The 22,514-nt window shown below is 59.6% G+C and carries 25 protein-coding genes and 2 tRNA genes; 13 read left to right on the plus strand and 14 right to left on the minus strand.

The features are described 5' to 3' along the window. Nucleotides 1-2: 2 nt before the first annotated feature. From FHT28_RS12545 to rplU, 7 genes are all read right to left on the minus strand, one after another. Nucleotides 3-1,286: a glutamate-5-semialdehyde dehydrogenase gene (locus FHT28_RS12545; protein ID WP_168596427.1), complete on the minus strand. Its 1,284-nt coding sequence runs from the start codon at nucleotides 1,284-1,286 to the stop codon at nucleotides 3-5. Continuing rightward, a complete protein-coding gene (proB, locus tag FHT28_RS12550) occupies nucleotides 1,279-2,448 on the minus strand; it encodes a glutamate 5-kinase (protein WP_168596428.1) in 1,170 nt (389 codons plus the stop codon). The genes FHT28_RS12545 and proB overlap by 8 nt, the downstream gene beginning before the upstream one ends. Further along, the gene (obgE, locus tag FHT28_RS12555) at nucleotides 2,445-3,545 is read right to left on the minus strand and encodes a GTPase ObgE (RefSeq protein WP_112440766.1); all 1,101 of its coding nucleotides are present in this window, start codon (nucleotides 3,543-3,545) and stop codon (nucleotides 2,445-2,447) included. The genes proB and obgE overlap by 4 nt, the downstream gene beginning before the upstream one ends. 267 nt (nucleotides 3,546-3,812) lie before the next feature. Continuing rightward, a complete protein-coding gene (locus tag FHT28_RS12560) occupies nucleotides 3,813-4,400 on the minus strand; it encodes a GNAT family N-acetyltransferase (protein ID WP_168596429.1) in 588 nt (195 codons plus the stop codon). Continuing rightward, nucleotides 4,397-5,032, minus strand: a complete 636-nt coding sequence (locus FHT28_RS12565; RefSeq protein WP_047637652.1) for a GNAT family protein — start codon at nucleotides 5,030-5,032, stop codon at nucleotides 4,397-4,399. The genes FHT28_RS12560 and FHT28_RS12565 overlap by 4 nt, the downstream gene beginning before the upstream one ends. A 128-nt stretch (nucleotides 5,033-5,160) precedes the next feature. Further along, on the minus strand, nucleotides 5,161-5,430 hold the full coding sequence (gene rpmA, locus FHT28_RS12570) for a 50S ribosomal protein L27 (RefSeq protein WP_037195734.1): 270 nt from the start codon (nucleotides 5,428-5,430) through the stop codon (nucleotides 5,161-5,163). Between the two features lie 32 nt (nucleotides 5,431-5,462). Next, entirely contained in the window at nucleotides 5,463-5,780 is a 318-nt protein-coding gene (gene rplU / locus FHT28_RS12575; protein WP_168596521.1) for a 50S ribosomal protein L21, read from the minus strand. A 305-nt stretch (nucleotides 5,781-6,085) separates the two neighbouring features. On the opposite strand from rplU, the gene FHT28_RS12580 reads away from it, so the two are divergent. Continuing rightward, nucleotides 6,086-6,175: transfer RNA gene (locus FHT28_RS12580), tRNA-Ser, on the plus strand. 64 nt (nucleotides 6,176-6,239) lie between these two features. Here the strand turns inward: FHT28_RS12580 and FHT28_RS12585 are convergent. Next, on the minus strand, nucleotides 6,240-6,635 hold the full coding sequence (locus FHT28_RS12585) for a cupin domain-containing protein (RefSeq protein WP_047559473.1): 396 nt from the start codon (nucleotides 6,633-6,635) through the stop codon (nucleotides 6,240-6,242). 271 nt (nucleotides 6,636-6,906) lie between these two features. Here FHT28_RS12585 and FHT28_RS12590 point away from each other — a divergent pair, with 271 nt between their 5' ends. Next, nucleotides 6,907-7,569: a flavin reductase family protein gene (locus tag FHT28_RS12590; RefSeq protein ID WP_168596430.1), complete on the plus strand. Its 663-nt coding sequence runs from the start codon at nucleotides 6,907-6,909 to the stop codon at nucleotides 7,567-7,569. A gap of 128 nt (nucleotides 7,570-7,697) precedes the next feature. Here FHT28_RS12590 and FHT28_RS12595 read toward each other — a convergent pair whose 3' ends face one another. After that, nucleotides 7,698-8,615 (minus strand): DUF1003 domain-containing protein, encoded by a 918-nt coding sequence (locus tag FHT28_RS12595; RefSeq protein ID WP_092573085.1) that lies wholly within the window; start codon nucleotides 8,613-8,615, stop codon nucleotides 7,698-7,700. 480 nt (nucleotides 8,616-9,095) lie between these two features. On the opposite strand from FHT28_RS12595, the gene FHT28_RS12600 reads away from it, so the two are divergent. Next, complete coding sequence (locus FHT28_RS12600) at nucleotides 9,096-10,052, plus strand: phytanoyl-CoA dioxygenase family protein (RefSeq protein WP_112440721.1); 957 nt, start codon at nucleotides 9,096-9,098, stop codon at nucleotides 10,050-10,052. A gap of 67 nt (nucleotides 10,053-10,119) precedes the next feature. On the opposite strand, the gene FHT28_RS12605 is transcribed toward FHT28_RS12600, so the two are convergent. From FHT28_RS12605 to FHT28_RS12625, 5 genes are all read right to left on the minus strand, one after another. Then, entirely contained in the window at nucleotides 10,120-10,605 is a 486-nt protein-coding gene (locus tag FHT28_RS12605; RefSeq protein WP_047637656.1) for a DoxX family protein, read from the minus strand. A gap of 18 nt (nucleotides 10,606-10,623) precedes the next feature. Then, on the minus strand, nucleotides 10,624-11,379 hold the full coding sequence (locus tag FHT28_RS12610; protein ID WP_168596431.1) for a DNA-binding domain-containing protein: 756 nt from the start codon (nucleotides 11,377-11,379) through the stop codon (nucleotides 10,624-10,626). Between the two features lie 9 nt (nucleotides 11,380-11,388). Beyond that, nucleotides 11,389-12,243: a DUF692 domain-containing protein gene (locus tag FHT28_RS12615; protein WP_168596432.1), complete on the minus strand. Its 855-nt coding sequence runs from the start codon at nucleotides 12,241-12,243 to the stop codon at nucleotides 11,389-11,391. Between the two features lie 84 nt (nucleotides 12,244-12,327). Continuing rightward, nucleotides 12,328-12,612 (minus strand): DUF2282 domain-containing protein, encoded by a 285-nt coding sequence (locus FHT28_RS12620; protein ID WP_037195758.1) that lies wholly within the window; start codon nucleotides 12,610-12,612, stop codon nucleotides 12,328-12,330. A gap of 47 nt (nucleotides 12,613-12,659) precedes the next feature. Further along, the gene (locus FHT28_RS12625; protein WP_037195760.1) at nucleotides 12,660-12,926 is read right to left on the minus strand and encodes a DUF2282 domain-containing protein; all 267 of its coding nucleotides are present in this window, start codon (nucleotides 12,924-12,926) and stop codon (nucleotides 12,660-12,662) included. Between the two features lie 311 nt (nucleotides 12,927-13,237). Here FHT28_RS12625 and FHT28_RS12630 point away from each other — a divergent pair, with 311 nt between their 5' ends. The 10 genes from FHT28_RS12630 (at nucleotide 13,238) to FHT28_RS12675 (ending at nucleotide 22,383) form a co-directional block, all read left to right on the plus strand. Continuing rightward, nucleotides 13,238-13,804: a sigma-70 family RNA polymerase sigma factor gene (locus FHT28_RS12630; RefSeq protein ID WP_037195762.1), complete on the plus strand. Its 567-nt coding sequence runs from the start codon at nucleotides 13,238-13,240 to the stop codon at nucleotides 13,802-13,804. After that, nucleotides 13,791-14,426, plus strand: coding sequence for an NrsF family protein (locus FHT28_RS12635; protein ID WP_168596433.1), 636 nt, complete (start codon nucleotides 13,791-13,793; stop codon nucleotides 14,424-14,426). The genes FHT28_RS12630 and FHT28_RS12635 overlap by 14 nt, the downstream gene beginning before the upstream one ends. A 239-nt stretch (nucleotides 14,427-14,665) precedes the next feature. Further along, nucleotides 14,666-14,739 (plus strand) — tRNA-Gln (locus FHT28_RS12640). Between the two features lie 521 nt (nucleotides 14,740-15,260). Beyond that, entirely contained in the window at nucleotides 15,261-16,328 is a 1,068-nt protein-coding gene (gene rfbB, locus FHT28_RS12645; protein ID WP_168596434.1) for a dTDP-glucose 4,6-dehydratase, read from the plus strand. Beyond that, nucleotides 16,325-17,224, plus strand: coding sequence for a dTDP-4-dehydrorhamnose reductase (gene rfbD / locus FHT28_RS12650; RefSeq protein ID WP_168596435.1), 900 nt, complete (start codon nucleotides 16,325-16,327; stop codon nucleotides 17,222-17,224). Before rfbB ends, rfbD begins: the two co-directional genes overlap by 4 nt. 83 nt (nucleotides 17,225-17,307) lie before the next feature. After that, nucleotides 17,308-18,195: a glucose-1-phosphate thymidylyltransferase RfbA gene (rfbA, locus tag FHT28_RS12655; protein WP_168596436.1), complete on the plus strand. Its 888-nt coding sequence runs from the start codon at nucleotides 17,308-17,310 to the stop codon at nucleotides 18,193-18,195. Between the two features lie 62 nt (nucleotides 18,196-18,257). Next, nucleotides 18,258-18,806, plus strand: a complete 549-nt coding sequence (rfbC, locus tag FHT28_RS12660) for a dTDP-4-dehydrorhamnose 3,5-epimerase (RefSeq protein WP_092573093.1) — start codon at nucleotides 18,258-18,260, stop codon at nucleotides 18,804-18,806. Between the two features lie 123 nt (nucleotides 18,807-18,929). Further along, nucleotides 18,930-20,063 carry a glycosyltransferase family 4 protein gene (locus tag FHT28_RS12665; RefSeq protein WP_168596437.1) on the plus strand — a complete coding sequence of 378 codons (1,134 nt, stop codon included), beginning with the start codon at nucleotides 18,930-18,932 and terminating at the stop codon, nucleotides 20,061-20,063. Between the two features lie 351 nt (nucleotides 20,064-20,414). After that, nucleotides 20,415-21,389: a GDP-mannose 4,6-dehydratase gene (gene gmd / locus FHT28_RS12670; protein WP_168596438.1), complete on the plus strand. Its 975-nt coding sequence runs from the start codon at nucleotides 20,415-20,417 to the stop codon at nucleotides 21,387-21,389. 28 nt (nucleotides 21,390-21,417) lie between these two features. Then, entirely contained in the window at nucleotides 21,418-22,383 is a 966-nt protein-coding gene (locus FHT28_RS12675) for a GDP-mannose 4,6-dehydratase (RefSeq protein ID WP_047554421.1), read from the plus strand. Nucleotides 22,384-22,514: the final 131 nt, after the last annotated feature.

Raw genomic sequence — 22,514 nt, forward strand, 5'->3', positions numbered from 1 at the left:
CGTCAGGGCCGTATCTGTCCGGTGCCGCGCACGCGATATTTGAAGGAGGTCAGCTGTTCGACGCCGACCGGTCCGCGAGCATGCATCTTGCCGGTGGCGATGCCGATTTCCGCGCCCATGCCGAATTCGCCGCCATCGGCGAACTGCGTGGAGGCATTGTGCAAGAGGATCGCCGAATCGATCTCGGTGAAGAAGCGCTCGACGACCTCGGGATCCTCGGCAATGACGGCTTCGGTATGGTTGGACGAATATTTGCCGATATGGGCGATCGCGCCGGAAATGCCGTCGACGAGTGCGACGGATATGATCGCGGCCAGATATTCCGTCGTCCAGTCTTCTTCCGTTGCCGCTTTCAGGCCGGGCACGAGCTGCAGCACCTCGGCGGAGCCGCGAATTTCGCAGCCCGCTTCGGCAAGCCCGTCGAGCAGCGGCTTCAGATGCGTGGATGCGACCTTCGAATCGACCAGCAGCGTTTCGGCTGCGCCGCAGATGCCGGTGCGACGCATCTTGGCGTTGACGACGATCGCTTTCGCCATGTCGAGATCTGCCGAAGCATCGATATAGATGTGGCAAAGGCCTTCGAGATGGGCAAAGACCGGCACGCGCGCTTCGGTCTGCACGCGGGCGACCAGGCTCTTGCCGCCGCGCGGCACGATGACGTCGATATTGCCTTCGAGGCCGCGCAACATGGCGCCAACGGCGGCGCGGTCGCTGACGGGCACGAGCTGGATGGCATGTTCAGGCAGACCCGCCACCTTCAGCCCTTCGACCAGGCAGTCGTAGATCGCCTGCGACGAGCGACGCGAATCGCTGCCGCAGCGCAGGATCACGGCATTGCCTGCCTTGAGGCAGAGTGCGCCGGCATCGGCTGTCACGTTCGGCCGGCTTTCGAAGACGACGCCGATGACGCCGAGCGGGGTGCGGACGCGCTCTATCTTCAGCCCGTTCGGACGGTCCCAGGCGGCGATGACCTCGCCCACCGGATCCGGCAAAGCGGCGATGGCGCGAATGCCGTCGGCCATTTCCGCGACGCGCTTGTCGTTCAGCGTCAGGCGATCGACGAAGGAGGCGAGCATATCCGTGCCCTCCACATCCTTCAAATCCTTGGCGTTCTCGGCAAGAATATGATCCTTGCGGGCCAGAATGGCGTCTGCCATGGCGCTCAACGCCCTGTTCTTGCTCTCTGTGGAGGCGAAGGCCAACGGTCGCGACGCAGCCCGGGCCTTGCGGCCGATATCGCTCATCAGCGCTTCGATGTCGGGGCTTTGTGCGACAGTATCAAGCATGGGCTTCATCCCTCTTCAATTTCTCCGCCTTCGTCTTGACGGACGCGGTCATGACGAGGTCGTCGCGGTGCACCATGGCGGCGCGGCCGGCATAGCCGAGGATGGCCTCGATCTCCGCCGACTTGCGGCCGGTGATCTGGCGCGCCTCCTCGGCGTCGTAGCCGGCTAGGCCCCGGGCGATTTCGCGACCGGTAGGGCCGATCACGGCCACGGTATCGCCGCGGCCGAAATGGCCGACGACCTTGCGCACGCCGGCGGGCAGCAGGCTCTTGCCGGCGCCGAGCGCGGTCACCGCGCCCTCGTCGACATGCAGCTCGCCAGCCGGCTGCAGCTGTCCGGCGATCCAGGTCTTGCGGGCGGTGACGGGCGTACCCGACGGTGCGAACCAGGACGAGCGCGCGCCGTTTTCAATTGATTTCAGCGGCCGATCGGTCTTGCCGGAGGCGATGATCATCGCGCAGCCGGCGCCGGTGGCGATCTTGCCGGCATCGATCTTGGTGCGCATGCCGCCGCGCGACAGTTCGGAGGCGGCGCCGCCGGCCATGGCCTCGATATCAGGCGTGATTTCGGCAATCGTATCGAGGAATTGTGCCTGCGGATCGAGATGCGGCGGGGCGGTGTAGAGCCCATCGATGTCGGAGAGCAGTATCAGAAGGTCGGCGCCTGTCATGGTGGCGACGCGGGCGGCGAGGCGGTCATTGTCGCCATAGCGGATTTCGCTTGTGGCGACCGTGTCGTTCTCGTTGATGATCGGCACGGCGCCGATCTTCAGCAGCTGATTGATGGTGGCGCGGGCGTTCAGATAGCGGCGGCGCTCTTCCGTGTCGCCGAGCGTCAGCAGGATCTGGCCGGCGACGATATGGTCATGCGACAGGCTTTCGGACCAGGCGCGGGCGAGCGAAATCTGCCCGACGGCTGCGGCGGCCTGGCTTTCCTCCAGCTTCAAGGCGCCGGAGGGCAGGTCGAGCACCGAACGGCCGAGCGCGATGGCGCCGGATGAGACGACGAGGATGTCGATGCCCTTGGCTTTCAGGGCGGCGATATCGGCGCACATGCCGTCGAGCCAGGATTTCTTCAGGCCCGTCTTGCGATCGACGAGAAGAGCCGAGCCGATCTTGATCACGATCCGGCGATAGCGGTCGAGCGGCTTGCGGGCGGTCATCCCTGCTGCTCCTCGTGATCGTCGTCCCCCTCATCCACGTCGTCGGAGGTCTGCAGGTCGCGATGGCGTATCTTATGCGTTTTTGCCGGCTTGTCCGCCTCGCCGGCATTGGCTTCGACGATGACGTCGCGCAGCGCGCGCAGCACTTCGGTCATGCCGCGGCCGGTGATGGCGGAGATCTGGAAGGGCGTCTTGCCGCAGGCTCGTGCCAGCTCGCGCGTCTTCTTTTTCAGCGTTTCCTCGTCCACCACATCGATCTGCGATAGCGCAACGATTTCAGGTTTGTCGGTTATGTTGTTGCCGTAAGCTTCAAGCTCGTGCTTGACCGTCTTGTAGGCCTTGCCGACCTTCTCTTCCTGGGCGGAAACCAGATGCAGCAGCACGCGGGTGCGCTCGACATGGCCGAGGAAGCGGTCGCCGATCCCGACGCCTTCATGCGCGCCTTCGATCAGGCCGGGAATGTCGGCCAGCACGAATTCCTGGCCATCGATGGTGGCGACGCCGAGATTGGGATGCAGCGTCGTGAATGGATAGTTGGCTATCTTCGGCCGGGCACGGCTGACAGAGGCAAGGAAGGTCGATTTACCCGCATTCGGCAGACCGACGAGGCCGGCATCGGCAATCAGCTTCAGCCGCAGCCAGATGGTCTTTTCTTCGCCCGGCAGGCCGGGATTGGCCCAGTCCGGCGCCTGGTTGGTCGAGGATTTGAAATAGGCGTTGCCGAAGCCGCCATTGCCGCCGGGTGCCAGGCGAAAGCGCTGGCCTTCTTGCGTAATGTCGCAGATCAGGGTTTCCCCGTCTTCTTCGAAGATCTGCGTTCCCACAGGCACCTTCAGCGTCACGTCTTCGCCCTTGGCGCCGGCGCGGTTCCGGCCCATGCCATGCGTGCCGATCGTCGCCTTGAAATGCTGCTGATAACGGAAGTCGATCAGGGTATTGAGGCCGTTGACGGCCTCGACCCAGACATCGCCGCCGCGACCGCCATCGCCACCGTCCGGTCCGCCGAACTCGATGAACTTCTCGCGCCGGAAGGAGACGCTGCCGGCGCCGCCGTCGCCTGAGCGAATATAGACTTTTGCTTCATCGAGAAATTTCATCTTACGTCCGTCACCCGGTGTCGGCGCATATCCCTTCGGATCGAATGGGATTTAGAAAAGCCTATGCGCTCTTTAATCGATTTCAGCCGCCCTTTGCGCATCCATAGAGACGCATCGGCCGGCCATTTACCCGTCATGTCGCCTTCGATATAGGCGCTTCGGGCTGAGGTCAAAGAATATCGTGCGCTCGACGTGCCATAACATCAAGAACAGCCCGATTGGTGTGGCGTCATCGCCGGCGGCCGGCGATGACTGGATTTCAGGGCTTCACGCCGCGTGCGAGAGCCGCAGCGCGCCGGGCTTCAGCACGGTTTCGATATGCGGAACCATGGTGTTGCGGGCAAAGCTGTAGATCTCCGAGCATCCGGTGATCTCGAAGCCGAGCTTCTGCTGCAGCTTCAGGGATGCCGGATTATCGGCGAAGGCGCCGGAATGGACGGCGACCTCGGGCATGCGGCGGCCAAAGCGCTCCAGAGCCGATGTGACCGCCTCGGTCATGATGCCCTGCCGCCAGTAATAGCGGTTTAGCCAGTAGCCGAGATGCCACCGGCCATGCCTGAGCTCGATGCCGACACAGCCGATATGGGCATCATCCCCTTCGGTGATGGCCAGTTCCCAATCGATGCCGAGGCCAGAGGTGTGCTGGACCAGCCAGTCCAGCGCATCCTGCCGGTCATAGGGCGCGGGAACCCGGGCCAGCATGCGGGTGACGGCGAAATCGGACAGCGATTCGGCGATCGCGTCGGCATCGCCGAGCCGGTGCGGGCGCAGCGTCAGCCGCCCGGTCTGGATGACCGGCGACGGCCCCGGCATCAGCATTCTGTCATTGCGGCGGTTGAGAGCGAGCGCGTTCATCTCAGACCTCCCCAGCTGCGCAAGGATATCCAGGTCTTGCGGTCGAGCCTGTACCATTCGACCGGCACGGAGCTGCCGAGCGCCAGGGATGCGGCAAGGCCGGACCCCTGGAACTGGAAGCCGCACTTCTGCACGACCCGTCTGGACGCGACGTTCATGACCCGGCAACGGGCATCGATCTGGCCGACGTTTTCGCGCGTGCGGAAGACCATGTCGATCAGGGCATGGGCGGCTTCCGTCGTATAGCCCTGGTTCCAGTGCGGTTCGCCCAGCCAGTAGCCGATCTCGACGGTGCGTGGATCGGCCGTCGGCTCGACGCCGCAGCATCCAAGAAAGGCGCCGTTATCGGCTTTGGTAATCGCATAGACGCACTTGCCAATCTCGCCAAGCTTCGTGCGTCGCACGAAATCGGCGGCATCATTGGTCGTATACGGATGCGGCATACGCGATACCATAGTAGCGACATTGGCGTTGTTGGCGAGATGGGCAAGGGCGTCGATGTCTTCTTCGTGGGGCGCGCGCAGAACGAGCCTTTCCGACAGTAAGACAGGGCAATCGGTCCTTAACCGCTCCGGCCTCAGCCGTTCTTCGGGAGACCTTGATTGGTCTTCCCTTAACAATTCGCCTTGCATGGTTCAGTCCTCCTTGGTTGAGGGTAAAGAAAAAGGGGAGATGGCGCCCCATCTCCCCTTTTTCTTGACTGAACCTGATGCGATCAGCCGGGTCGATGAGACGCCGGCTGTTTTAGAGCGCTACCGGCTTATTCCGCTGCTTCCGCTTTCGGCATTACAGACACGTACACGCGGCCATTGGCCTTCGTACGGTAGTTCACGTTGCCCGCGGTAAGCGCAAAAATCGTGTGATCCTTGCCGAGACCAACGTTGGTGCCCGGATGCCACTGCGTGCCGCGTTGACGCACGATGATGTTGCCTGCGACGACGTTCTCGCCGCCGAACTTCTTCACGCCAAGGCGCTTGGATTCGGAATCGCGACCGTTGCGCGACGAACCGCCAGCTTTTTTGTGTGCCATTGGAGTTCTCCTTTAAACCCTGATCCCGTTACTTACTTGGCAGCCACGATGTCCCTGATACGGACGACCGTGTGATGCTGGCGATGGCCGCGCGAACGCTTCGAGTTCTGACGACGGCGCTTCTTGAAGGCGATGACCTTCTTGCCGCGGTTGTGCTCGACCACTTCGGCCTTGACGGAAGCGCCCTTGACGAAGGGAGCACCAATCGCAGCGTCGGCGCCTTCGCCGATAACGAGGACTTCGGTGAATTCTACGATGTCGCCGGCGGTGACTTCCAGCTTTTCGATGGTCAGCACGTCGTCGGCTGCCACACGGTACTGCTTACCGCCGGTCTTGATGACTGCGAACATTTTTTGTCCTTTCATGTTCGTTCCGGCTCTCTTGCCAACAAGGACAAGTGGCCGTCTTTTTATCAGTCGAAACTTAGCAGGGATTCCAAAGGCTTGAGGCCCTCAAGAAGATCTGCCGGTGAAACCTCGCGCAAAGCAAGGCTGGCAAGGTACGGACTTATCCACACCTATTGCGTCGTACGGGATATATAAGCGCCCCTGATCTGTCAAGGCAAAAGGATGAAAAGCTTTCATATTCGCCCTTGCCATCCCCCCCGTCTCTCGCTATGAGAACGCCGCGCTCAAACGCGCCGACCAGCATAACCGGAGAGGTGGCAGAGTGGTCGAATGCACCGCACTCGAAATGCGGCATGCCTGCAAGGGCATCGTGGGTTCAAATCCCACCCTCTCCGCCATTCTTGGGCCTTGGTTGCCCAGTTTCCCAGATCGCTTGCCAGATAAGAATGGTCTTGAGATTGGTCAGTTTTCCGGAAAGCGATAGATCACGTCCGCAAAAGAGCCGGTCGGGAAGACGTAGAAAAACTTCAGATCTGTGCCCGATTCGTTGCGAATGCCGTGTTCGGCGTTGCCGGGAATGAAGACTGTCGTGCCGGCCTTGACTGTCGTTTCCTGCCCGTCGATCCGCACGATGCCTGTCCCCTCGAAGATGAAATAGATCTCCGACGGGTCATGCCGGTGAGGCTTGAGCTCGCCGCCGGGGGCAAGTTCCGCAATGCCGGCGCTCATGCTGTCTGTCGGGGTGATGTCGCTGCTCAGCAGCGTGTGCCAGGATATGCGGCCATGGATGGGGTCGTCCCATCCGTCGCGCGGGCGTTCTTCGGCCGTGGTGATAACTGCTTGCGATCGTTTTGTCATTTTGCCTCAAAACGGTGTTTCAGCAACAAGCCGAAACGGTGTCACACCGGCGGCGAATGTCAATTGCCCGGGCGTGGGAATCCGCGTCTTCGGGCCGCCTCGATCTACCCGGCGACCAGACCGCTGCGACGCAAAAGCGCGAGGAAGGCCCGGGCATATTTGCCGCCGCCCACATCGACCGATCTGTTCTCTGATGTCCATTGTTCGGCCACGACCGAACTATTCCATGTGCCTGTTCGGCTACACTGCAGCTCAATAAGGAGAGTTTGCAATGTTGATGAACACAGCCTTATCCAAGTCCGTCGAGAGTGATCGCGAACATATCGTCATCAAGCCCAGCGTGCTCTATGTCGGCACGCCCGTCGTGCTGGTTACCAGTCTCAATCCCGATGGCACCACGAATATCTCGCCCATGTCGTCGGCCTGGACGCTCTTCGACCGCGTCGTTCTGGGCCTGACATCGACAAGCAAGGGTCGGGAGAACGCCATGCGCGAGCGGCAGCTGGTGTTGAATTTTCCCTCTCCGGATCTGTGGCAGAAGATCGAAGCGATTGCTCCGACGACGGGTCGCGATCCGGTTCCTCCCCACAAGGAGAAGATCGGATACCGGTTCGAATCCGACAAGTTCGATGTCGCCGGCTTTACGCCGCAAGCTGCAGAGCTTGTCGGTCCGCTGCGCATAGCGGAGTGTCCGATTCAATTCGAAGCCGAGGTCGTGGCGTCGTACGAACCCGGTGGCGAATGGCCCTCGGACCGGCCTGAGAATTTCCGGATCATCGAAGCGAAGGTGGTTCGCGTTCATGCGCACCGGAGTATCGTCATACCGGGCAGCAATCATATCGATACGACGAGATGGAGCCCGCTTCTCTACGTGTTCAGGCACTATTTCGGCCTCGGGCCGGATCTCGGCCGCACGTTCAAGGCCGAGGCGTGACGTGTTCCGCGCTTGGGTCGACTATCTTGCGGGACCGAGATCCGCAGAACCAACTTTGGAGAATAGCCGGCTATCCGGCGCAACCATGGCCGCGGGGCAGGGCCATGGCCGCATCGGTCTTCGTCGCGTCAATTCGGCGAATCGTCCGGCTCGGGTTCCTTGACCTTGCCGAAGAGGCTCTTCAGCGCACTGGTCTTGGCTTTCACCGCCTTGTTGGCCTTCATGGCGCGTGTGGCCGCCTTGGCCTGTTCCAGCATCATCTCGATCTGGATCTGCTGGATTTCGGTGAGCCGCTCCCATTGGCGATTGAGGAGATGGTCGACCTTTTCATGCAGGTGGCGGATTTCCAGTTCGGCTTTCAGGTTGACCTTGTAGTCGTTGAGCGCGCGCAGCCGGTCCTTTGCTTCCTGCCGGCGCTGGCTCATCATGATGATGGGAGCCTGCAATGCAGCGATCGTCGAGAGAATGAGGTTCAGCAGAATGAACGGATAGGCATCGAAGGCCTTGTTTTCGCCCATGAGGGCATTGATGCCCATCCACACGGTCAGGAACAAACAGAAGGAAATGATGAAGGTCCAACTGCCGCCGAAGGACGCGACGATGTCGGCCATGCGGTCGCCGATGGAGCGGTGATCCTCGTAATCCTCTTCGATATTCTCGGCCAGTGTATCATGCGTCTTCAGGCTTTCGACGACTTCGTCTTCGAGGTTCGAAAGCTCGCCGCGCTCATCGGTCAAAAGTTCGGCGATATACTGGGCGCGATAGTCGTCCATCGCCTTGCGGCTGATATAGTCGTCGGCGCGAAGTTCGGGATGTTTCAACCGCATGAAATCCGCCAGCGAGGGGCGGAGGTCGTCGACGTGCACGGCATCTTTTTTCTTGAGCGTCTGGCCGGTGATGGCATCGACGAGCTTGACGGACTTTGCCTTCGCCTGGGCAAGGCTCTTGGTATAGTCGTCCATCTCCACCACGGTTGCGGCTTCGCCTTCGCCGGCATCGAAGTCGACTATCCCGTCCGCCGGGTCAAAGGTCTTCGTTTCTGTCATATACGGGGGCCTTCTTTCACGTTTTCCGCTCGTTTAGCCAATAATGCGAACAGGATTGTGACGGTTGGAAGACTGTCAAAATCGTAGCCGCCATCAAACTTTGTTGCCGCGAGGTCTCGATCCTGTCGTTCGGCTTGCGCTTGCCAAGTGTTTAATAGCGCCATTGTCCTAAGCAACGGCAAATGAAATGTCCCGTTTATGCGTCCGGCTATGCTGTTTTCGGACCGGAGGCCGTGAAAACAACCGGCCCGTGCGCTTCCGTAAGCATTTTCTAAATCGCAGCGTGTTTATGCGAAAAATTCTACCGTTTAAATCAGGATTGTGATTTTCCGCCCCCTTGACCGGGGTCCACCGGCTTCTATTTGCCGCAGTGCAGCAGAGACCCCCGCTGCAGCGAATAAATGTTTATGTTCAAAGAATTACATCAACAGGATGTTGGGCCTGTTGCGTGGCTTTTGCACATGTGCGGAAAGGATAGCTATGCACAATCCCCCGGCAAAAGACTTGGAGTCCATTGCCCGGCAAGGCGGTCGCTTCAAGCGAATGGCTGTTAGGATACCCACCTACCTGACCGATCTTCGGGAAAATCCAGCCTGGCTGCCGATGTTCCTCCTGGCGCGAACACTCCCGTTTCGGCGCATGCATTGGTTTGCCACCAGGCAAGCCGTCACGCTTCCCGTTTCCGGTGCTTCCATGTTCACTGGGCTCGAGCGTAGCACTGTCGTCAACGCATTGCGGACGGATGGCATCTATTCGGGCCTGATGCTCCCGGACCATATCCATCGCGAAATCACAGAATTCGCGCAAACCACCGGCTGCTTCGGCAATTTCAACAGGAAGCTCGAATTCGTCGCGAGCGAACATAAGCAGGCGGAGACCCGCTTCGCACGCCCGATCCTCAGCGGGCATTTCTTCGAGCGTTCGCTCGATTGCGATGCGGTCCTCGCAGTTCAACGCGATCCGCTGTTGATCGACGTCGCCCGGCAATATCTTGGTGGGCAGGCAAAGGTGATTACCACGCGCATCTGGTGGAGTTTTCCGACGCAGGCGTCGGAAGCGGACAGAAGCATGGCTTCGCTCGACAAATTCCATTTCGACCTCGACGACTGGCGGATGCTGAAGTTCTTCTTCAATCTGGTCGACGTGGACGAGGGCACCGGCCCGCACGTCTTCGTCAAAGGCAGCCACAAGCGGAGGCGTGTCAAACATCAGCTCACGCTGCTTGTGGGACATTCGGCAGACGAAGTGCTCGATTATTATGGGCAAGCGAGCACCTTAACGCTGACGGGCAAGGCCGGCTCCGGCTTTGTCGAGGATCCTTTCGGCTTCCACATGGGCACCGTTCCCACGCAAAAGCCGCGCCTGATGATGGAAGTCGGCTTTGGCGTCTCGAAGCCGTCGCAACGCCGCTTCCATGGGGAGCCCGTGCTGCGATAGGGCGCGGATTACTCTGCGGAAGCCATGCTATGGAGCGCCGGCGACCGGCGCTCCTGCCGCTTCGGCATTATGACGATCGGCCGAACCGCTTGGCGATGAAATGATCGAGCGCGATCCGGCCCGGACCGCCGGCGATGATCACCAGAAAGCAGGTCGCCCATGTGCCGTGCGTCGGCCAGGCGTCGGGGTAGACGAATATTTCAATGACAAGCGTCATGCCGAGCAGTGCCAGTGCCGACAGCCGGCTGGCCAGGCCGATTACCAGCAAAAAGGGAAAGAAATGCTCGCTGAAGGCGGCGATGTGGGCGGCGATCCAGGGATCGACGAAGGGCAGTTTGTATTCCGTCTGGAAGAGGTAGACGGCATTATCGGTCACATGCCACCCATCCACCTTGGTCTGGCCGGACTGCCAGAAGACGGCGGCAATCGACAGGCGTGCAACGAGGGCGATCAGATCATGCGGAATGCGGTCGAGAAGCCTGAGGGCGCCGTGGAGCCTTTGCGGCACGGTTTCGCGTTCGGCCGTGGCGGCCGTCATCATCTGGTCTTGCATATTGGTTCTCCCTGGCGTTCAGCGAACGGCCGTGAATGCGCCGGCCGCGAGCGCGCCGGCAAGGTTGGCGGAAAGATCGAAGTCCGGAGTTTCAGCGAGAGCCGTCTCGAAGGCGCTGCCCAGATCGGCGCTGGCAATGAGCGCTTCGAGAAAGGCGGCGCCGCCGACCGGCAAGCGGTGCACTTCCACAGTCATCCGCGGGCGGACGACGAGCGCATCCTCACCCGTCCAATCTTCAATGTCCGCCAGCTCGATCTCACCGACGTTCATCGCCCAAATGGTGACCGCCGGAAAAGCCGAGCGAATGATCGACGTGGAGGGATGTGGCACGAAGCTTAAACCTGCCAGCCCTTCCGGCTCGATCGTTGCCAGCAAGGCGGCGTCGAGCGGTGTTGAGTCGGCGGCGTGATAGGCCCTGCCGCGTGCAGCCTCCAGTCTGATGACATCGGGCAGATAGGGAATTTCGCGCGCGGGTTCGAATATCGCGACGAAATCGGCAAAGTCGTCGCCATAAGCCAGCAGCAACGGCGATCGCGGCGGATGCTGCCGGATGAATTCATGCGCCATGGCGGCGAAGAATTCCGCGCCGACAATCTTTTCGGCAGCCGGAAAGCGCGAGGCGAGCGCGCCGATCAGGCCGATGGCGACGTTGTTGCGGTAGACGCCGAAGCGTCGCTCGGGGCGGGGACCGTTCCAGGCCGCGAGGCCCTCAGGAACGGACCGGCCGGGATCGACAAGCGCTGCGGCGAATTCGGTTTGCGTCGAGAGAGACATTACTCCTCCTCATGCCGCCCGGCGTTCGGCGGCGCGCCGCAGGATGGTGTCGGCGGCCTCCGCCTCGGCCCTTAGAACCGGCCATTGCGGGACATCATTGTCCCACTCGACCAGGCTGGCGATCGGTCCCGTGCGGGTGATCAGCTCCTCATAGAGTTCCCAGACCGGATCCTTCACCGGCGTGTCGTGGCTGTCGATCAGAAGCGGCGCGCCGGCATCGTCGGTGGTTTCCGAATGGCCGCTCAGGTGGATTTCGCGCACCTGCTGCACTGGAAAACGTTTGAGGTAGTCGCGCGGATCCAGCCTGTGATTGGTGGCGGCGACGAAGACGTTGTTGACGTCGAGCAGCAGGCCGCAGCCGGTACGGCGGGCCACTTCTGAGAGAAAATCGACTTCCTCGATCGTGCTTTCCTCAAACAGTAGATATGTAGCCGGATTCTCGAGCAGCATCTGGCGGCCGAGCAGCGTCTGCACTTCATCGATATGGGCGCAAACCTGGGCGAGGGTCGCTTCGGTATAGGGCAAAGGCAGGAGATCGTTGAGAAAGGTGGTGTCGTGGCTCGACCATGCCAGATGCTCGGAAAAGCTCTCCGGCTCGTAGCGGTCGCAGACAATCTTCAGGCGGGCAAGGTGATCGGCATCAAGCGGCTGCATCGAGCCGATCGAAAGCCCGACGCCGTGAATGGACAGGGCATAGTCCTGGCGGAGCTTGCCGAGTTGAGCATGCGGCGGTCCGCCGGCGCCCATGTAGTTTTCGGCATGGACCTCGAAAAAGCCGATCGGTTGGCTTACGGCGTCTATGGCGGCGAAATGCTCCGGCTTGAAGCCGACGCCGGCGCGACGGGGAAGTTCTGACGGTTTCATTGCAAGCCTCCATTTGGATATGCTTGATCTTGGGAGGAGGGCGGCGCGCGGGAATTTGCGCCGCCCTGCGTCACCGCGCTTGGGTCAGACAGGCGCCGGACCCTGCATCAGGGTGCCGTGGCCGTTCGGTGTCTTCATCGTTTCGCAGGTTCCAGCGGGAACGAGCTTCCACGAGTTGCGCTGGTAATCGACTTTCGATGTACCGGCGCAGGTCGTGCCGGGACCGGCGGCGCAATCATTCTGGCCCTTGAGGGCGACGCCGTAGCATTTTTCCTTGGCATCGGCGGCCGAGGCGGTGGTGACGCCGGCGACCAATGTCAAAGCCGTCGCGACCGACGCGGCCAAGGCGACTGCGGAAATCTTGTTCATGCCATGCTCCTTACATCCTGTGATTGGATCGGTGATCCGGGTTAGGGTCAAGCCGGGGTCAGCGTGCCGTGGCCCTTCGGGGTCTTCATGGAGGTGCAGGTGCCGGTCGGAACGAGCTTGAAGGACATCTTGTCGTAGCTCATGGTCGACTTGCCGGCGCAATCATGCTTGCCTGCGGCGCAATCATTTTGACCCTTGAGGGCGACACCGTAGCATTTTTCCTTGGAGTCGGCAGCCGCAGCGGGAACCGCGACGGAGGCAAGTGCTGAGGCGATCGAACCGGCAATGGCCAGGGTGATGAGGCTGTTCTTCATGGGACTGTCTCCTTGATGGGTGCGAGCCGTCATTGGCTTGCATCAAGGTCTACGGAGCTGTCCGAGCGGATGTTACAGGCGGTGCGAAATTTTTTTGAACGTCGTTACGATGTCATGCGCCGGCTACGCGTTTATCCTACCTGCTCTGAGTGTAGCCAACGATGCTCTAATTGGAAGCGCGCAAGCGGGCGAATAATACCGTTCGATCACGGCGCCGTCGTCTTAGATCGAAGCCTTTTCCGAAAAGGCTTGAAAAAGAATGGCCGTTGCCGGTAACGAAAGCCTGCGGTCCTGCGTAGAGGAGATGTCGGGTGAATCATTCGGCGCGCGAAGAGCAATGGGCAGTCTGGATGCGTGCCGCCGTCAACGGCGACGTGCAGGCCTACCATCGTTTTCTGTCCGCAGTGACACCGCATCTGCGCGCTATGGCGCGCCGGCGTTGCGAACAGTTCGGCGCGCCGGTAAGCGAGGCCGAGGACGTGGTTCAGGAAGTGCTGCTGACCATCCATCTGAAGCGCGGAACCTGGGACGCATCGCGCCCGATCGGCCCGTGGATATCGACGATCGTGCGCAACAAGCTGATCGACGGCCTCAGGCGACGTGGACGACATACGAGCGTACCGATCGATGACGTGATCGATATTCTCGAGGCGGAAGACCAGACGGACGCCTTGGATCGGTTAGACGTCGATCGTATGTTGGAACAATTGAAGGATCCGCAGAAGACCATCGTGCGTTCGATTTCCGTCGAGGGAACCAGCGTGCGGGAGACGGCGGATCGGTTGCGGATGACAGAAGGTGCGGTGCGTGTTGCACTGCATCGTGCTTTGAAGGTGCTTGCGGCCTTGTACCGGAGTGAGACCAGTGAAAACCGATGACCTCATCAATCTTTTGGCGCAGGATGCGCCGGTCCGCACGCGGATCGGCAAGGTCCTGGCCCTGTCGGTCATCGCGGGCATCCTGATCAGCGGTGGCATTTTCTTTGCGATGATCGGTTTCCGCGCCGATATAGGCAGCGCGATCGAGACCGTTCGTTTCCTGTTCAAATTCGTCGTCACGATCGCTCTCGCCGCGACGGCCTGCGCCGTCGTCTTCCGCATCGGCCGGCCAGGCGTCTCCTTGCGCATCTGGGGCTGGACGCTTCTGGCCGCGCCGCTATTGCTGCTGGCGGCGGCGGCCGTTGAGATGGCGGTCATACCGGCGGATAGCTGGAGCGCACGGATGATCGGACACAATGCCCGCTTTTGCCTGACGCTCATTCCATTATTGTCGATCGGCCCGCTTGCCTGCTTCCTCTTTGCATTGCGTCATGGGGCGCCGGAGCAGCCGGGTTTGGCTGGCGCCGTCGCGGGGCTTGCCGCCAGCGGCATCGCCGCGACCTTTTATGCATCCAACTGCACGGATGACAGCCCGCTTTTCGTCCTGCTCTGGTATCCGATGGCAATCGCCATGGTCACCGCGGTGGGTTATGTGATCGGCCGACGCATCTTGCGCTGGTAAACCGGCCGAAATGCTGGTCTTGAGAGACGCCGGCTATCCCTGATCAGCTGTCATGGGCGACGCGGACGGTGATATCCGCAGAATCCCCTTGAAGAACGCGCATTCGCCGGCCATCCCGGATTTCAGCTTTTGGCTTTCAAAAAATTGCATTTGTCCGCGTTAAACTATTTGCATCTGCGGCGAATTCTATTATAGAGGCGCAGCCTTCGCCGCGAACGATTTCATCGCTAGGCGGCCGTTGGGGAATAGTTCAATGGTAGAACGACGGACTCTGACTCCGTTAATCTTGGTTCGAGTCCAGGTTCCCCAGCCAATTCTCGGCTTCCAATCAATAGAAGTAGCAGCCTTGGCTCGAGCCGGGTTACTCTAGTCGCTTTCGAAGCCGGTTGACGCTTCCGGATCGCGCTGAAGTTCAGTTATTTTTTTTCAAAGGAGTTGCGATTCTCAACCATTGCTTGTCACGGTATATTGTGTTTGGTGGTGTCGCCGGATAATAAGGTAGCCTGATTTAGCCAATTGCCGCCGCACATGAAGAGCTGCGTCGTTGTTCCTATGCGAACATTTCAAGAAGGGATGATTGTCTCCCGCCAAATGGAATTGATTCCAGCCCAAGCCCATAGTGGTTCTCCGGCGACGGTTCTGCGTACAGCGTCCTCAGGGTGACCTGGTGAGACCGGCGGATCGGTCCCGGCCATCTTTTGTACGCCGCCCACCGTTCTCCAGTATGCTCGAGCAGGCTTCAGGTGGCGGGGACATTGCCAACGCTGTTTATTTCTCGGTGCTGCAGGCCTCGGCTGCAGTTTTATAAAAAATTTCGGCAAAAATGGAATTTAAATGACGATATTGGTTTCCGGAGGAGCCGGCTTTATTGGCGGGAATTTCGTTCTCGACTGGCTCAGGCAGGGTGATGAAAGGGTCATCAACCTCGACAAGCTGACCTATGCCGGTAATCTGGATACGCTGAGGGGATTGAACGGCGATGATCGTCATGTGTTCGTGCATGGCGATATCGGTGACCGCGGACTGGTCGATACGTTGCTTGCGACCCACAAACCCCGCGCGGTGATCAATTTTGCCGCCGAAAGCCATGTCGACCGATCCATTCACGGACCGGGCGATTTCATTCAGACGAATGTCGTTGGCACGTTCAATCTGCTGGAGGCGGTTCGTGGTCACTGGGATGGCTTGCCGGGCGACGAGAAGCCGGCCTTCCGCTTTCTCCATGTCTCGACCGATGAGGTCTACGGTACGCTGTCCAAGGACGACGCGCCGTTCAACGAGCTCAATCGCTATGAGCCGAACAGCCCCTATTCGGCCAGTAAGGCTGCATCGGATCATCTCGTTCGCGCCTGGCATCATACCTATGGGCTGCCGGTGCTGACGACGAATTGCAGCAACAATTACGGCCCCTATCACTTTCCGGAAAAGCTGATCCCGCTGGTGATCCTGAATGCGCTTTCGGGCAAGAACCTCCCGATCTATGGCGACGGACAGCAGATCCGCGACTGGCTTTACGTCAGGGATCACTGCAGCGCCATTCGTCGCGTGCTGGAAGCCGGCAGGGTCGGTGAGACCTACAATGTCGGCGGCTGGAACGAAAAGCCCAATCTGGATGTGGTTCATACCATCTGTGCCATCCTCGATGAGCTGCGGCCAAAGGCCGATGGCACCCGTTACCGCGATCAGATCGCCTTCGTGAAGGACAGGCCCGGTCACGATCGCCGCTATGCCATCGATGCCCGCAAGCTCGAACGCGAACTGGGCTGGAAGCCCGAGGAGACGTTCGAGACGGGCATTCGCAAGACGATCGAATGGTATCTCGGTAACCAGGATTGGGTGCAAAACGTCACCAGTGGCGCCTATCGCGAATGGGTCGGCAAGCAGTATGAGGTGCAGCTGTGAGCACAATTCTGGTGACGGGCGCCAACGGACAGGTCGGGTTCGAATTGCAGCGCTCGCTCGCAGCACTCGGCGACGTGGTGGCCATGAACCGCGGCGAGATGGATCTTGCCAATGAGGCAAGCATTCTCTTAGCACTGCAGGCGCACAGGCCGCGCGTCATCGTAAATCCGGCCGCCTATACGGCTGTTGATCGTGCCGAGAGCGACGCGGAGCAGGCGATGGCCGTGAATGCGGCGGCGCCGGGGTTATTGGCGCGCTGGGCCGCCGACAACGGCGCCTGGCTGGTGCACTATTCGACCGATTATGTTTTCGACGGCACAAAAGCCGATGCGTATGTGGAGAGCGATACGGCCAATCCGCAATCGGTCTACGGCGAAAGCAAATGGCTGGGTGAAGAGGCCGTCCGCTCCGCCGGCGGTCGCCATCTCATCCTGCGGACGAGCTGGGTTTACGGCCATCACGGCAACAACTTCCTGAAGACCATCCTTCGGCTCGCGCAAGAGCGCAGCTCCTTGAATGTTGTTGCCGACCAGGTGGGGGCGCCGACATCGGCGGCCCTGATCGCCGATGTCACGCGCACGGTCATCGAGCGTATCGCCCGTCCGGATGCGTCGGATCTGTCGGGCACCTATCATCTCAGCGCGCAAGGCAACACGTCGTGGCATGGCTATGCGGCGCATATCGTCCGCCAGGCATCTGCCAGGGACGTCAAGCTTGCGCTGACCATCGACGCGCTCAAGCCTATCCCGACCGCCGAATACCCGACGCCTGCAAAGCGCCCGCACAATTCGAGACTGGATTGCACAAAGCTTATGGATGGCTTCGACCTCAGTCTTCCTGCCTGGCAGGAGGGTGTCGAGGACGTCATCGACAGGCTGAAGCCTTCGACGCATTGAAACTGGCAAGATCTCATGAAGGCTTGTGGTCACCCTCCATGGCCTGACGGAACGAGAACGCGATAGAGACGAGGCGCTGGACCATGAACAAGGCACGCAAAGGCATCATACTCGCTGGTGGATCGGGAACACGCCTTTACCCCCTGACGCTTGCAATCAGCAAGCAGCTCCTGCCGATCTACGACAAGCCGATGATCTACTATCCGCTGACGACCTTGATGCTGGCCGGCATCCGCGAAATCCTCATCATCTCGACGCCGCAGGACACGCCTCTCTTCGAACAATTGCTCGGTGATGGCAGCCAATGGGGGATCAAGCTTGAGTATGCGGTTCAGCCGAGCCCGGATGGTCTGGCGCAGGCATTCCTGATCGGCGAGAAATTCCTGGATGGAGCACCGTCCGCCCTGGTGCTCGGGGACAATATTTTCTACGGACATGACTTTACTCGATTGCTCCACGAGGCAAGCGGGAAGGAGACCGGAGCAACTGTCTTTGCCTATCACGTCCAGGACCCGCATCGCTACGGTGTGGTCGAGTTCGATGAGCAGGGCAGGGCGATCAGCCTGGAGGAAAAGCCGGCGCTGCCGAAGAGCAATTATGCCGTCACCGGGCTCTATTTCTATGATGCGAGCGTTGTCGACGTGGCGAAATCCATACGCCCTTCGCCGCGTGGCGAACTGGAAATAACCGATGTCAACATGCATTATCTGAACACCGGACAACTGGATGTGCAGACGATGGGGCGTGGCTATGCCTGGCTCGACACCGGCACGCACGAATCCATGCTGGAGGCCAGTCACTATATCGCCACCATCGAAAACCGGCAGGGCCTGAAAGTCGCCTGCCCCGAGGAAATCGCCTATCGCAGCGACTGGATCGATGCATCGCAGGTCGAGGCGCTGGCCCTTCCGCTGAAGAAGAACGGCTACGGGCAATATCTTCTCGGAATGCTGCGCGAGCGGATATTCTGACCGCGCCGTGACATCTCCCGCAGCTTGCCTCCGCAATGCGATCAACTGAAGCAGGAAGACGAATGAAAGCCATCGATACCGCCATTCCGGATGTCAAGATCATCGAACCCACGGTGTTTGCCGACGACCGTGGCTTCTTCTTCGAAAGCTTCAGCAAGGCCAAGTTCGAGGCGGCGATCGGGCGAAGCGCCGATTTCGTGCAGGACAACCATAGCCGGTCGGGAAAGGGCGTCTTGCGCGGTCTGCACTATCAGTTGCCGCCGCATGCCCAGGCCAAGCTCGTTCGGGTCGTAGTTGGCGAAGTCTATGATGTCGCTGTCGATATCCGGAAATCCTCGCCGACATTCGGGCAATGGGTGGGGGTTTTGCTGTCGGAGGAAAACAAGCGCCAGCTTTGGATCCCGGAAGGATTTGCCCATGGGTTCCTGACGCTAAGCGACCATGTCGAATTCCTTTACAAGACGACGGATTATTATGCGCCGGAGAGCGATCGCGGAATTCGCTGGGATGACCCTCAAATCGCCATCGACTGGAAAACCGCCGACGTATCGACACTTTCCGCCAAGGATCAACGCCAGCCGTTGCTCGCGGACGCAGAACTATTCGATTGAGACGATATCGGGGCCGCTCGCCGGCGAAGCATGCATGCAAGGCAATGCGACTCGTCATGTGTTTTTGACAGGCCAAACGATGCCGTAGGTGACGCCGCCATCGCTTTTCGATACAGGAATAGCATGCGCGTTCTACATTTCTTCAAAACATATTGGCCCGATACATTTGGTGGTGTCGAGCGGACAATCCATGCGATTGCCAAAGGGACTGCCAAATACGGCGTCGAATCCGATGTTCTGTCACTTAGCAAAAAGCCCAGCGAACACAGCGTGGAATTCGATGGCCATATGGCTCACAAGGCCAGACTCGATTTCGAATTCGCCTCCACCGGCTTCTCGCGCGAGGTGTTCGGACGTTTTCGCGAGCTGAGCAGCAGGGCTGACATCGTCCACTATCATTTCCCCTGGCCGGTGATGGATATCGTCCATCTTGCGGCCCATACCGACAAGCCGACGGTCGTCACCTATCATTCCGATATCGTGAAGCAAAAGGTCCTGCTGCAATTCTACAAGCCGTTGATGTCTCGCTTTTTGAAAAGTGTCGATAGCATCGTTGCGACGTCCCCCAACTATCTGGCGTCGAGTGACGTCCTGAAACGGTTCGAATCGAAGACGACAGTCATTCCCTTGGGTCTCGACGAGGCGGACTATCCAAGGGCTGATGAGGCGACCCGTGCGCGGTGGCGCAACCGCTTTCCCGACCGCTTTCTCCTGTTTGTCGGCGTTCTGAGATATTACAAAGGTGTCCACATCCTGCTGGAGGCGGCAAGGAGGAACGGCCTAAGCGTCGTCGTCGTCGGCAGCGGGCCGATGGAAGCGGAGTTGAAGCAGTCGGCCGAACAAGGTGTCCACAATGTCCACTTTGTCGGCGCCCTGCCGGATCCCGACAAGATCGCCCTGCTCGAACTCTGCGAGGCGCTGGTTTTCCCGTCCCCGCTCCGTTCAGAGGCTTTCGGACTGTCGCTCGTCGAGGCTGCCATGTTCGGCAAGCCGATGATTTCCTGCGAAATCGGCACTGGGACAAGTTTCGTCAATTTGAACAACGAGACGGGATTCGTGGTACCGCCGAATGACATCGATGCCCTATCGGAGGCGATGAAGCGCATCTGGCAGGATAGGGAGAAGGCGATCGCGATGGGTGCCGCGGCCCGGGATCGCTATCTCTCGCATTTCACCGCTGAGAAAATGTGCTTGGCCTATTATGGTCTATATCGCGAACTGGCGGGCGAATTGCCGATCCAGAGCGAGCGCGTCTAGGGAAAATTCGATCGCGGAAGTCTTCAATTGAGCTCGTTCGGCCTATTATGACGCGGTCTGTCTTCGGTGCCCAATTGCGGCCGACGAATGCGGCGGCCCCAGAATCCCCAAACTTGCTGCCCAGTCCGATTTTGACATGGAACGAACGATTGCAGTATGGACTTCCTCATAGGTGGTTTTTTGTTATCGATAGCGCACGCCATGGGGGAACTTGTCGCCAGTCGTTGTCATTGGCTCACATAACGGCTAAATGGCGCTGGAAAATCGGCACCCGGAGTGACTATGTGTTCGGCAGAGAGCGGTGCCTTGCTGTAAGCAATTTGGTCAAATGCGGCGAGAATGGAGATATAAGTGGCGAAGAAAGCACTGGTAACGGGGATCACGGGTCAGGACGGCGCCTATCTGGCGGAACTATTGCTGAAGAACGGTTATGAAGTCCATGGACTTGCCCGTCGTTCAAGCACTTCGGATGTCAATCTCAGCCGCCTGCAATGGCTTGGCATCGAACAAGACGTCCGTATCGTCGACGGTGACTTGATGGATCTTTCCGGTCTCGTCCGTACCATAAAGGACGTTACGCCGGACGAAGTCTATAATCTCGGTGCTCAATCCTTCGTCAAGTCCTCCTGGCAGCAGCCCTATCTCACCGGCCAGGTAACGGCTCTCGGCGTGACGAATATCCTGGAGGCCATCCGTCTCGAGCGGCCTGAGGCTCGCTTCTATCAGGCGTCTTCCTCGGAAATGTACGGGCTCATTCAGGAGCCGATGCAGTCGGAGCTGACGCCCTTCTACCCGCGCTCGCCTTATGCGGTCGCCAAGCTCTACGGCCATTGGATCACGATCAACTATCGTGAGAGTTTCGGCCTGCATGCGTCGAGCGGCATTCTCTTCAACCATGAATCTCCACTTCGCGGTATCGAGTTCGTCACGCGCAAGGTGACGGATGCGGTCGCTCGCATCAAGCTTGGCCTGGCAAACGAACTTCGGCTCGGAAATATCGATGCCAAGCGCGATTGGGGGCATTCGAAGGATTATGTTCGTGCCATGTGGCTGATGCTGCAGCAGGACGTCGCTGACGACTATGTCATTGCGACCGGTCGGACGACGACCGTGCGCGACATGTGTGCCATCGCCTTTCAGCATGTCGGCCTGAAGATGGAGGATCATCTGGTGATCGATCCTCAACTCTTCCGCCCGGCGGAAGTGGATGTGCTGCTCGGCAACCCGGAGAAGGCTCGCAAGACGTTTGGATGGGAGCCGAAAATCAGCCTCGAAGAGATGATTGTCGAAATGGTCGAGGCCGACCTCAAGCGGTTGGACAAGTAAGACTCTCTAGCGGATGGCGAGGCAGCTCATGCCGAGGGAACATCGAATTCTTGTAACAGGCGCGAGCGGCTTCGTGGGCTCGTGGCTGTTGCATGAGCTCAACAAGCGACGGCTGGAGTTGGGTACGGAGTTAACCGTTCTGACCGCCGGTCAAAGCGATGTATCGGACTGGAAGACCGAAATTGCGGATCGGGAGCAGGTGGCGACCTTGATCCGCGATTGCCGCCCGACGGCCATCATCCATCTCGCTGCCATCGCCGCCCCGGGGGATGCGCGAAAGATGCCACAGCGGGCCTGGGATGTGAATTTCCAGGGTACGATGAATCTCGCCTATGCCGTGATGGAATATGCGCCGGAGGCCCGGTTTGTCTTCGTCGGCAGCTCTGAAGCCTATGGCGCCTCGTTCGTTGACGCGGCGAAGGTGCCGATAAAGGAAACCGCGGCGCTCAAGCCGATGAATGTTTACGGCGCGACGAAAGCGGCGGCCGATATTTTGATCGGCCAACTTGCCTATGATGGATTGAAAGCGATCCGGTTTCGTCCGTTCAACCATACCGGACCTGGCCAGACGGTCGACTATGTCGTACCCGCTTTCGCGAAGCAACTCGCCGAAATTGCCTCGGGTGTCGGAGTTCCTCGTATCAGCGTCGGGAATCTTTCGGCATACCGCGACTTTCTCGACGTTCGCGATGTCGTGCGCGCCTATGCCGATGCCGCGCTGAACGACGTGACATCCGAGGTTCTGGGCGGAGTCTTCAATCTATCGTCAGGCCGGCCGGTGCAGATTCAGTCGATACTCGATATGCTGATTGAGCTGTCCGGATCGGATGTCGACGTTGAAGTTGATCCGAAGCGGTTGCGCGGATCGGAAATTGCCGTCGCCGCCGGTGATAACAGGGCGGCCTTCGAAGCCCTGGGCTGGAAGCCGGAAATAGACCTGCGTCGCACCCTTGGCGACGTATTAGAGGACTGGAAGATCCGGATCGCGCGCTGATAATGTAGACCAGCGCGGAGCTTGCGCGTCAGCAGAGGACGATCAAATCTGCGATCTGGAGGACGCTGCCCGGGACGCGAGCAGTCCGGAGAGTGTTCCTCGCCACCAACTCGAACAGGTGCACAATAGCA

It is taken from the genome of Rhizobium sp. SG570, assembly GCF_012275345.1.
In the GTDB taxonomy this organism is placed as follows: Bacteria; Pseudomonadota; Alphaproteobacteria; order Rhizobiales; family Rhizobiaceae; genus Rhizobium; species Rhizobium lusitanum.

Coding starts and splice junctions, on each gene's coding strand:
- rpmA (WP_037195734.1), bottom strand. CDS start 5,430: ATGGCACACAAAAAAGCTGGCGGTTCGTCGCGCAACGGTCGCGATTCC.
- FHT28_RS12560 (WP_168596429.1), bottom strand. CDS start 4,400: ATGAACGCGCTCGCTCTCAACCGCCGCAATGACAGAATGCTGATGCCG.
- FHT28_RS12595 (WP_092573085.1), bottom strand. CDS start 8,615: ATGACAGAAACGAAGACCTTTGACCCGGCGGACGGGATAGTCGACTTC.
- rfbA (WP_168596436.1), top strand. CDS start 17,308: ATGAACAAGGCACGCAAAGGCATCATACTCGCTGGTGGATCGGGAACA.
- FHT28_RS12615 (WP_168596432.1), bottom strand. CDS start 12,243: ATGAAACCGTCAGAACTTCCCCGTCGCGCCGGCGTCGGCTTCAAGCCG.
- FHT28_RS12625 (WP_037195760.1), bottom strand. CDS start 12,926: ATGAAGAACAGCCTCATCACCCTGGCCATTGCCGGTTCGATCGCCTCA.
- rplU (WP_168596521.1), bottom strand. CDS start 5,780: ATGTTCGCAGTCATCAAGACCGGCGGTAAGCAGTACCGTGTGGCAGCC.
- FHT28_RS12620 (WP_037195758.1), bottom strand. CDS start 12,612: ATGAACAAGATTTCCGCAGTCGCCTTGGCCGCGTCGGTCGCGACGGCT.
- FHT28_RS12545 (WP_168596427.1), bottom strand. CDS start 1,286: ATGCTTGATACTGTCGCACAAAGCCCCGACATCGAAGCGCTGATGAGC.
- obgE (WP_112440766.1), bottom strand. CDS start 3,545: ATGAAATTTCTCGATGAAGCAAAAGTCTATATTCGCTCAGGCGACGGC.
- FHT28_RS12675 (WP_047554421.1), top strand. CDS start 21,418: ATGCCGAGGGAACATCGAATTCTTGTAACAGGCGCGAGCGGCTTCGTG.
- proB (WP_168596428.1), bottom strand. CDS start 2,448: ATGACCGCCCGCAAGCCGCTCGACCGCTATCGCCGGATCGTGATCAAG.
- FHT28_RS12585 (WP_047559473.1), bottom strand. CDS start 6,635: ATGACAAAACGATCGCAAGCAGTTATCACCACGGCCGAAGAACGCCCG.
- FHT28_RS12600 (WP_112440721.1), top strand. CDS start 9,096: ATGCACAATCCCCCGGCAAAAGACTTGGAGTCCATTGCCCGGCAAGGC.
- rfbB (WP_168596434.1), top strand. CDS start 15,261: ATGACGATATTGGTTTCCGGAGGAGCCGGCTTTATTGGCGGGAATTTC.
- FHT28_RS12605 (WP_047637656.1), bottom strand. CDS start 10,605: ATGCAAGACCAGATGATGACGGCCGCCACGGCCGAACGCGAAACCGTG.
- rfbC (WP_092573093.1), top strand. CDS start 18,258: ATGAAAGCCATCGATACCGCCATTCCGGATGTCAAGATCATCGAACCC.
- FHT28_RS12565 (WP_047637652.1), bottom strand. CDS start 5,032: ATGCAAGGCGAATTGTTAAGGGAAGACCAATCAAGGTCTCCCGAAGAA.
- FHT28_RS12610 (WP_168596431.1), bottom strand. CDS start 11,379: ATGTCTCTCTCGACGCAAACCGAATTCGCCGCAGCGCTTGTCGATCCC.
- FHT28_RS12590 (WP_168596430.1), top strand. CDS start 6,907: ATGTTGATGAACACAGCCTTATCCAAGTCCGTCGAGAGTGATCGCGAA.
- FHT28_RS12665 (WP_168596437.1), top strand. CDS start 18,930: ATGCGCGTTCTACATTTCTTCAAAACATATTGGCCCGATACATTTGGT.